The sequence below is a fragment of the Ruminococcus sp. genome (assembly GCF_016287535.1).
Classification (GTDB): domain Bacteria; phylum Bacillota; class Clostridia; order Oscillospirales; family Ruminococcaceae; genus Ruminococcus.
This window is the reverse complement of the sequence record NZ_JAEFAJ010000014.1, coordinates 57,854-65,774: the sequence shown is the minus strand read 5'-3', so window position 1 is coordinate 65,774 and position 7,921 is coordinate 57,854. Positions and strand designations below refer to the sequence as shown.

4 protein-coding genes are annotated in these 7,921 nt (G+C 43.3%); all 4 read right to left on the bottom strand.

Going from position 1 to position 7,921, the window contains the following annotated elements:
* Positions 1–756: 756 nt before the first annotated feature.
* The 4 genes from QZZ36_RS07200 to QZZ36_RS07185 all read right to left on the bottom strand — a co-directional run bounded on the left by QZZ36_RS07200 (position 757) and on the right by QZZ36_RS07185 (position 7,692).
* Positions 757–1,905 (bottom strand): leucine-rich repeat domain-containing protein, encoded by a 1,149-nt coding sequence (locus QZZ36_RS07200; protein WP_295079093.1) that lies wholly within the window; start codon positions 1,903–1,905, stop codon positions 757–759.
* Positions 1,906–2,094: 189 nt separating this feature from the next.
* The gene (locus QZZ36_RS07195; protein WP_295079087.1) at positions 2,095–3,264 is read right to left on the bottom strand and encodes a GGDEF domain-containing protein; all 1,170 of its coding nucleotides are present in this window, start codon (positions 3,262–3,264) and stop codon (positions 2,095–2,097) included.
* A gap of 281 nt (positions 3,265–3,545) precedes the next feature.
* Positions 3,546–5,501, bottom strand: coding sequence for a M4 family metallopeptidase (locus tag QZZ36_RS07190; RefSeq protein WP_295079084.1), 1,956 nt, complete (start codon positions 5,499–5,501; stop codon positions 3,546–3,548).
* Positions 5,502–5,688: 187 nt separating this feature from the next.
* Positions 5,689–7,692, bottom strand: a complete 2,004-nt coding sequence (locus tag QZZ36_RS07185) for a M4 family metallopeptidase (RefSeq protein WP_295079078.1) — start codon at positions 7,690–7,692, stop codon at positions 5,689–5,691.
* Positions 7,693–7,921 lie beyond the last annotated feature (229 nt).

Below are 7,921 nucleotides of genomic sequence, written 5' to 3'. Positions count from 1 at the left end.
GATTCATCGATACCTGTCCCTGTCCGTTCTGGTTCCACATCTCGTAGTCATATCCGCCTATATTGCCTCTGTCCTGCTGGTCTGCAGCTGAAGCAACTACAGGGATACTTGACGCGAGCATCATTGCAGATACCGTTCCGCCAAGAACTTTCTTGATTCTTGAAAGATTCAATAAAATCACTCCTTTAAAAATAATAGAACACACCGATGATAATACCTGCTTCCGTCTGTTTTTCATGACCGTTTTTTTCAGGGAAGCTCTGTTCCCCCACATGGCAGGCATTATTATCTGTATATTATTATAGTATATTAACAAAATGTAATACAAGCCAAATATTGCGCCCAGTATTTTTTGTTAACCAATTATTGCGCCGGTGTTGAAAAAACATTTCTCTAAAAATAGGCAAATGCACCGTATGCCGCTAAAAAGAGCAACAATTGATATGTCTCATAATATGCAAAAATTGCTGCATATAATTAATATAATATATTATATTAATTATATATACAGCCATATCAGATTTGACATAAATGTACGTATTTACGCTGTTTTCCATGAAATTTGAGTTTTGTCTTTCCCGAACATGAAAAAACTCCCGAAAAATGCCGGGAGCTTTTACACTATACAATATATGTTATTCTTCTCACTGTTCTGCAGTTTTTTCCCCACTCCTTAAACATTCCGGGAATATCCAAAACGGACAACATGGATACACAAAAAGTCTGCGCGGCCTTCCGGTCACGCAGACTGTAATCTCAGTAATCCTTGGGTGCCTTGCATACGGAGCATACTTTATCGAAAATGCCCTTGAATTCGCCGCCGCAGTGCCTGCATCTGCCGTTTTCAATGTTTACCGGCTCCTGTGATTTTGTATAAGCCGGAAAAGCCCAGTAGTATTTCTGCAGGTTTATATAGGCTATATTCAGCAGCTTTGGACAGTTGTAAAAGGTCGCTGAATTCTTCTCATACTTATAAGGATTGCTTCCTCTGTACAGCTCTGTATCTCCTGCAAAGGAAGCCTGTTCAAGTCCCGTACAGTCAGCGAACGCAAGCGGATATACCGCCTTGACGCTCTTGGGGATAAGTATCCTTTTCAGATTTGAGCAGCCCCTGAAAGCCTGATTGCCGATGTATTTTACTGTCTCCGGAATGTTTACAGCCTTCAGGCTCTTACAGTTCCTGAACGCATTCATGCCTATCCTGTTGATACCGGAAACAGTATCCCCGTCCGAACGCATACATTCAAATTTTACTTCTTCAAGGGCGCTGCACTCCGCAAAGGCAAAGTCCTCTATCGTCCTGACACTTTTCGGTATAACTATGTATTTCAGACTTGTGCAGCCCTCAAATATCCTCCACGGCAGAAGCTCGGTCCGGGGTGGGATATTGACCGATTCAAGGCTCGTACAGCCTGTGAATGCTCCTGCTTCGATGTTTTTTACACTGTCAGGGAATTTTACAGCCTTCAGACTTATGCAGCCGTTGAATACATCTCTGTCTACAGTCTCCAGTCCTTCGGAAAGATGAACGGACTGAAGATTTTTGCAGCCTGAGAACGCTCCCTCGCTTATCAGCTCGACCCCCTCCGGGATATAGACCGATTCTATGTTATTCATGCCCTGAAAAGCAGCTTCTCCGATAACAGTTATTCCGTCCGGTATACTTATATCCTTCTTGGTATAACCGTTGAAGCGGACAAGAACGCTCCTTTCCACGACGAAGTCACTGTCATCATTGCAGGAAGGCTTTATCGTGCCGATATCATCAGGTGCTGTTTCGTTAAAGCTGCTCACAGCCTTTTCAACGACAAAGGCTTTGCCGCAGAACGGGCAGACAGAGGCGTCCTGCGTATCATCAACAGCAAGAAATCCTCCGCATTTGTAGCATTTGCCCTGTACATACATTTTGCCCCGCCTCCTTTCAATAATGCGATATGGTATTTTTATCATTTAGCAATACTTTTAAGTTTATATTATTATACCGCATTTTTATTCACAAGTCAACTGATATTTTGTTAATTCGCAACAAATTACAAATAATAATCCCCCCATGACCGTATCTGCGGTGACGGAAGGATATCCTCATATTCTGTTTTATCCGGCATTTTCTGCCATTTTCTTTCTTCCATGGTATATTTCCTTCTGTATATACAGCTGCTCATCTGCCTTTGCGATCAGCTGTGTAGCGGTCATTGCTCCCGAACGGCACACCGCGCTGCCGGTGCATACCGTCAGCTGCGGGAGAAGGTCGGCACAGCTTTCGCGCATGGATTTCACTTCATTCTGTATCAATTCCTGTACCTTCGCTTCGCCGCTGACTATCAGCACAAATTCGTCACCGCCGTATCTCGCGCAGAATCCGTGCAGCTTGTCGGAAACATTGCGGAGAGCGTCAGCTACAAGCTGCAGCGCTCTGTCGCCCGCTATATGTCCGAACTTGTCGTTGACCTGCTTGAAGTCGTTTACATCTATCATGTGTATCCTGAAAGGATTTTCGTCCGAGGCATTGTGTATCATGTCCTGAAGGAACATCTCCATACGCCTGCGGTTGTTGAGTCCGGTGAGCGCGTCGGAATATATCTCGCTGCTCTGTATCTCCAAAAAAGCAAGCTGTATAGGCAGATATATTCCCAGCGGCACGATCGGACACACCGGCAGTATCCCTTCAAGCACAGCCGCAGCAGTCGGTATGATTATAAACAGCAGGGGCAAACGGTATTCCTTCTTCAGCTTGACCTGCTTGTTTGAAAAGCTTTGCACGAACGAATATATACCGCTACCAAACAGCTGTACGACAATGAATAAAAGATGCAGAAAATATCCGTCGCCAAACCGGAAGATATCATTTTCATCGACATAGAAATAAAAACCTGTGAATACAGATGAGATTATAATCAGTATATCCACAATTGCCGCAGCATAATACAGCCTTATCAACAGCTTCATATTCCTGGTTTTATTCTGGTCGATCCTGTAAATAACAAATATGCACCAGCCAAGCGTAAGCAGGGCAACCGCTACAAGTCCCACAGCGTTCGCAGCCTTGTTCAACGTCCTGTTGAACGGTATCAGCCCGCCCTGTCCGAGCGCCCACCAGCTGTCGCTTATAAGGTATATTATAAAGAATAATGCCATTCCTCTGAAATGACGCATCTGAAGGTCTGTACCTACGTTTCTGTTGGCCTTAAAGATAATACCAGCCGAAAACAGAATACAGAATATCTCGGTTATCACATACGAAATATAAACCGCAGAATTATCCATTCCCTCACCTCCGTGTGATCTGACAGTTTTTCATGAATACTTTATGTAATCATGACTGCCTTACCCATTGAAGTATCATATCCTTACAGTAATATAATATCACATATACCTGTTGAAGATATTGTTCTTTCTGTTAATAGTTCCTTACCATTTTTATCTTTGCAGCAATCAACAACAGCGTATACCGTTGTTTATAGGAAATGTACAACCTGTTATAATCAAAAACTCCTGTACAGCATATGCTGCACGGGAGTTTTTTTCATGTTCAGCTGTCTCAGGGATCAGTATATCACAAATCCGTATCTTTCCCTTGCGTAGTTTCTGCAATTGATGAGATCGTAAAGTATATCCCTGTCTGCGCTGTCAACAACATAGTCGCCGTTGATATCTGCTGTAAATTCACGCAGCAGTCCATCGTACATCCTGTAAGAGATATTGCCGCTGATGATATTGTCCATAGCAACAAGGTCATTATTATCAAGAACTCCGTCTGCGTTAGTGTCGCCCTGCTTGAGCGGTCTTTCGACCCATACGAATTTATAGGTACACAGACCGTCGGAGAAGCAGAATCTTCCGTCATTCTCACGGTACCACGAAACACGGTTGTTCCATTTTATAACATTATTCTGATCAGAATTGCAGTCAGCATAGGTAATGGTGTTTGAATCGAAAGCTCTTATGAAGACGCTGTGTGTTCCGAGATATGTGCTTCTGCTGTACTGGTCAACACGGAGGTGGTCTCCGAGCTCAGGAACGTATGACAGGTCTGAATTCTGCACAAATGTATCCGTATGGAAAAAGTCTGTCTGAAGCTTCTTCGCAAAGCCGGCACACTGATAGTAAGGCTCCTCATTCTGCCATGAGCAGATCACAAAATTTTTAATGGCAGTAGGTCCCATAGGGAGATAGGTCGATGTGTCGCCATACTTGGCCACTCTGCTCGCAGTATTCGGATCGCCTGTGTTCCAGTACCTTCCTTCGGGCAGATTATAGCTCTCTATTCTGGTAAAGTCAGACATACGTGTAGGAACTGCGGCAGTTGCCTGTGAAAGACTTGTACGGTGTGACTTTACACGTACATCGTCAAATGCCTTCTTGACTATCTGAAGCTCTCTTGACGAGCTGCCGAAAGAATAATATGCTGCCTTCTCCACGGCATCACGACAGTCAACAAAGGTAGCCTTTGTTGTATCGCCTCTGTAATAATATACGGAGCGGTACCATATCTTCGCAAGATCATCCTTGGATATGCCTGCCTCATACATCAGGTATGCCGCATGGTCAATGACTGTGGTGCCAAGATAGCAGGGATGCATGGGATACGGATTGTTGCTCTTCAGCCATTCAAGCTTTCTCTTGTAATTTGAGTAATCATCAAAGTAATCAATGTAAATATCTCCGAACTTAGGATTCCTGGTTCCCTGAGGATTTCTCATATCTCTGAGGGAATACTTCTTTTCTCCGTAAGTATTCGCCCTGAACACATCTGCTCCCACCATCCAGTCAGGCTCGTCCTCGCAGAGCTCGCCGATAATGTCGCAGTACGCTTCCATAAGCGCTTCTGTCTCAGTGTTCATTTTGTCAGGCCACCAGCCAAGCTCCTTATTTACGAAAAGGTGCGTGAACTCATGACCGACAGCTCCGACATCAACGCCCATACTGAAATAATTTTCCTGATCTCCTTCGCCAAAGCCAAGCAGATTCGCTGTATAGTCCTGGCATTTTCCAAAGTTGTCCGTTGAGATACGGGCACGGGCGTCACATGAGTTATTGAACTCAAACGCATAGAAGCCCTGATCTCCTGAACCGGAAAAATCAAAATCCGTGTGATTCAGGGTATTCCTGTAATAGTTACGTACCTTTACCACGTTAGCCAGCATTTCCGCCTTTGTGTCCCAGTCCGCTGCATCAGCTGCAACCGGCTCTATATTAGTCGGAGTCCTGAACTGTTCAACTCTCCCGTTTCCCTCGCCTGACACAGAATAACTGCCGTCACCGATAACACGCACATTATTTTCCTTGTCTACCAGCCATATATTATTGCTGTAAGTCTCTTTTGCGCAGTTGACACAACCGGTCGAGCCGTCAAATGTTCTGTAAAGCTGCGGCGAGGTCCTGACATAGCCGTCACCGGGATATATCTCAGCCGCCTGTGCCGCCATTGCAGCAGGGACCGCCGAAACGATCACAGATACGGTCATTGAAGCCGCTGCTATCCTTGCAAATAATCTTCTCATTTTCTTCACTCCTGTATTTTTTGCGATTCGCATATTTTATAATAACGGAAGTTCCATAAGAAAGTTTGAGAGAACCCCTTCTTAAAAAGAGGTTCTCTCAGTAACTGAGTATAAAACTTCCTGATAGTTATTGCAGCTGTATGCTGCGGTTAACTGCTGCCGAAGCCTTTAGAGCCCGGTCAGCCGATCATATTAAATTATAATCGAAGAAGTAATCAATATAGTCGTCCATATCAACATAGCTGTCCATGTTGATATCTGCAAGCAACAGATCACTGGTCGGCAGAGAGCTGATACCGTCAAGATCCAGCTTCAGTAACTTAGCGTCATTTTTAGTGATAACGCCGTCATGATCCAGATCGCCGAGCAGATCCTCAGGAAGAACACCTGAACGGTTGAAAGCAGCGTTTGTCATAAGGGTATAATCCCACCAAGAATCATTGTACTTGCCGTTGAAAGACTTATCGTATACCGCATCACTTATTGCTGCAAGGACTGCCTTTCTGCAGGCTGCAAAGTCCTTCTTTGTGTTTTTAAGGTAATCAAGTGAACCGTACCAGATACGTACTCCTACTTCATCCTCGATTCCCATACGGTGCATTATATATGCAATATGAGTAATTATGGTCGCAGCCCTGTGACACTCTGCATTATCAAGGCTTCCTGCGCCATTGTACTTTGATAACTGAGGTGAAGAAGGACGAACATGATTTCTTATAAAGAGCGATTCATCGGCATTGTCCAGGTAAATGTCAGTTCCCTGCTTCCATTCAGGAGTCTCATCCGCATATTCAGCAATAATGTCGCTGTATGCTTCATTCAGCGCCTGTGTCTCGTGGTTGGAAGACGGACCCCAGCCAAGCTTTGCATGAGTTACAAGATGAGTGAACTCGTGAGTAACGATATCAGGGTCAGCACCCCAGCAGCTCATCTCATTGTTATTTGAATCCCAGCCTTTTGCGCCGAATACAAGAAGATTGTTTCCGTTGAAAGCCATTGCGTTATTAATACTATATCCGCCATTGTCTCTGAGCTCAGGTATAATATTCAGTGTGCTTCCCCTTCCGTCTGCACCGATCCAGCCGAAAGTGTTTTTGTAGAAATCATATGCCTTTTCCGCATTGTATAAGGTAGCTGTTTCTGCAAGGTAATCCGATAAATGATTATACATATCATCATTGTTTACTGTCTTCCAGAAAACATTTTCAGCATAATTTGTACGGAAAATATTCTGGTAATCATCGTGGCAGTATATATAAAAATCGTTGCCCGCGAATCTGCCGTAATAGGAATTGCTCCTGAGGATAGCGATATTTCTTATCTTGTCACGGAAGAAGAACTTTAAAGCGCTCTTATTGTGGTCGATATCGATGTAATACGAACCAGCCTTTGGCATGAGGCGGTTGTAATCCACTAAGTAGTGCTCCTCGCTGCCGTCATTGGTCAGTTTAGCGCCATGAACAAGCTTCTCCTCAAAGAGTATGCCGCCGTTTACTGCGTCAACATATACCTTGCCTGTTGTCAGTGAAGCGACATTGCACTCCCATGCAAGCGAGCTTATGCCATTGTCATCAGTATATATTACCAGTCTCGGATATGAACCAGAATAATCACCGCAGTTGTTTCTTACTGCATCAATAGCCTGATATTCAGATATCTGAGGTGTTATATCGATCGAAAAATCTGATACATATGAACTGTTGAGGAACTTAGGCTCACGTGTTTCCTTGTTTACGATGACCGTAATACCGGAATTGACCATTTCAAGTCCCTTGTAATACTGATTGAAGGAATAGATATCATTGTACAGACTGTTAGTGCAGCTTTCAAACTTCAGTTCACGGTATGCATTATCTATTCCGAGAAGATTTGAAATATTATCTATAACAGACAATGCGTCATTCTTGGTATTGACGCTTGTATCCGAAAGTGTGCCGTTGATCTGTGATACTTCGTTGTTCTCAGAAACGGTAATATCAGGTACCCCATTATCGTTTAAGCTGCTGAGCTGTTCAAGCTCTTCAGCTACTTCGGCAGAAGCGGTATCGAGTCCGACCTCTCCTGCAATTTCAAATCCGTTGAATGTGTTCTCTTCAGCCTTTGCTGTTGAGTTTGGAATGGTGTTCGTATAACCTGCAATTAAACTTAATGATAAAACAGATGCTACGAGTTTATTAAATCCTTTATTCATTTTTCCCTCCATGTATTGCTGTTGATTAATTATTTTACCGCGGTAAGTATATTTTATCACAAATGTATTTCTTTGTCAAGTCAAAATGTTACATTATGGTTATCAAAATATAACCCTAATATATGATTATAGTTATTAAAGTATATATCATCATTAATATTTTACATATTTTTAACCATTTGTAAGCAATCTTTGACGATAGTCTATAACTATCACAAGTTTTGACTTG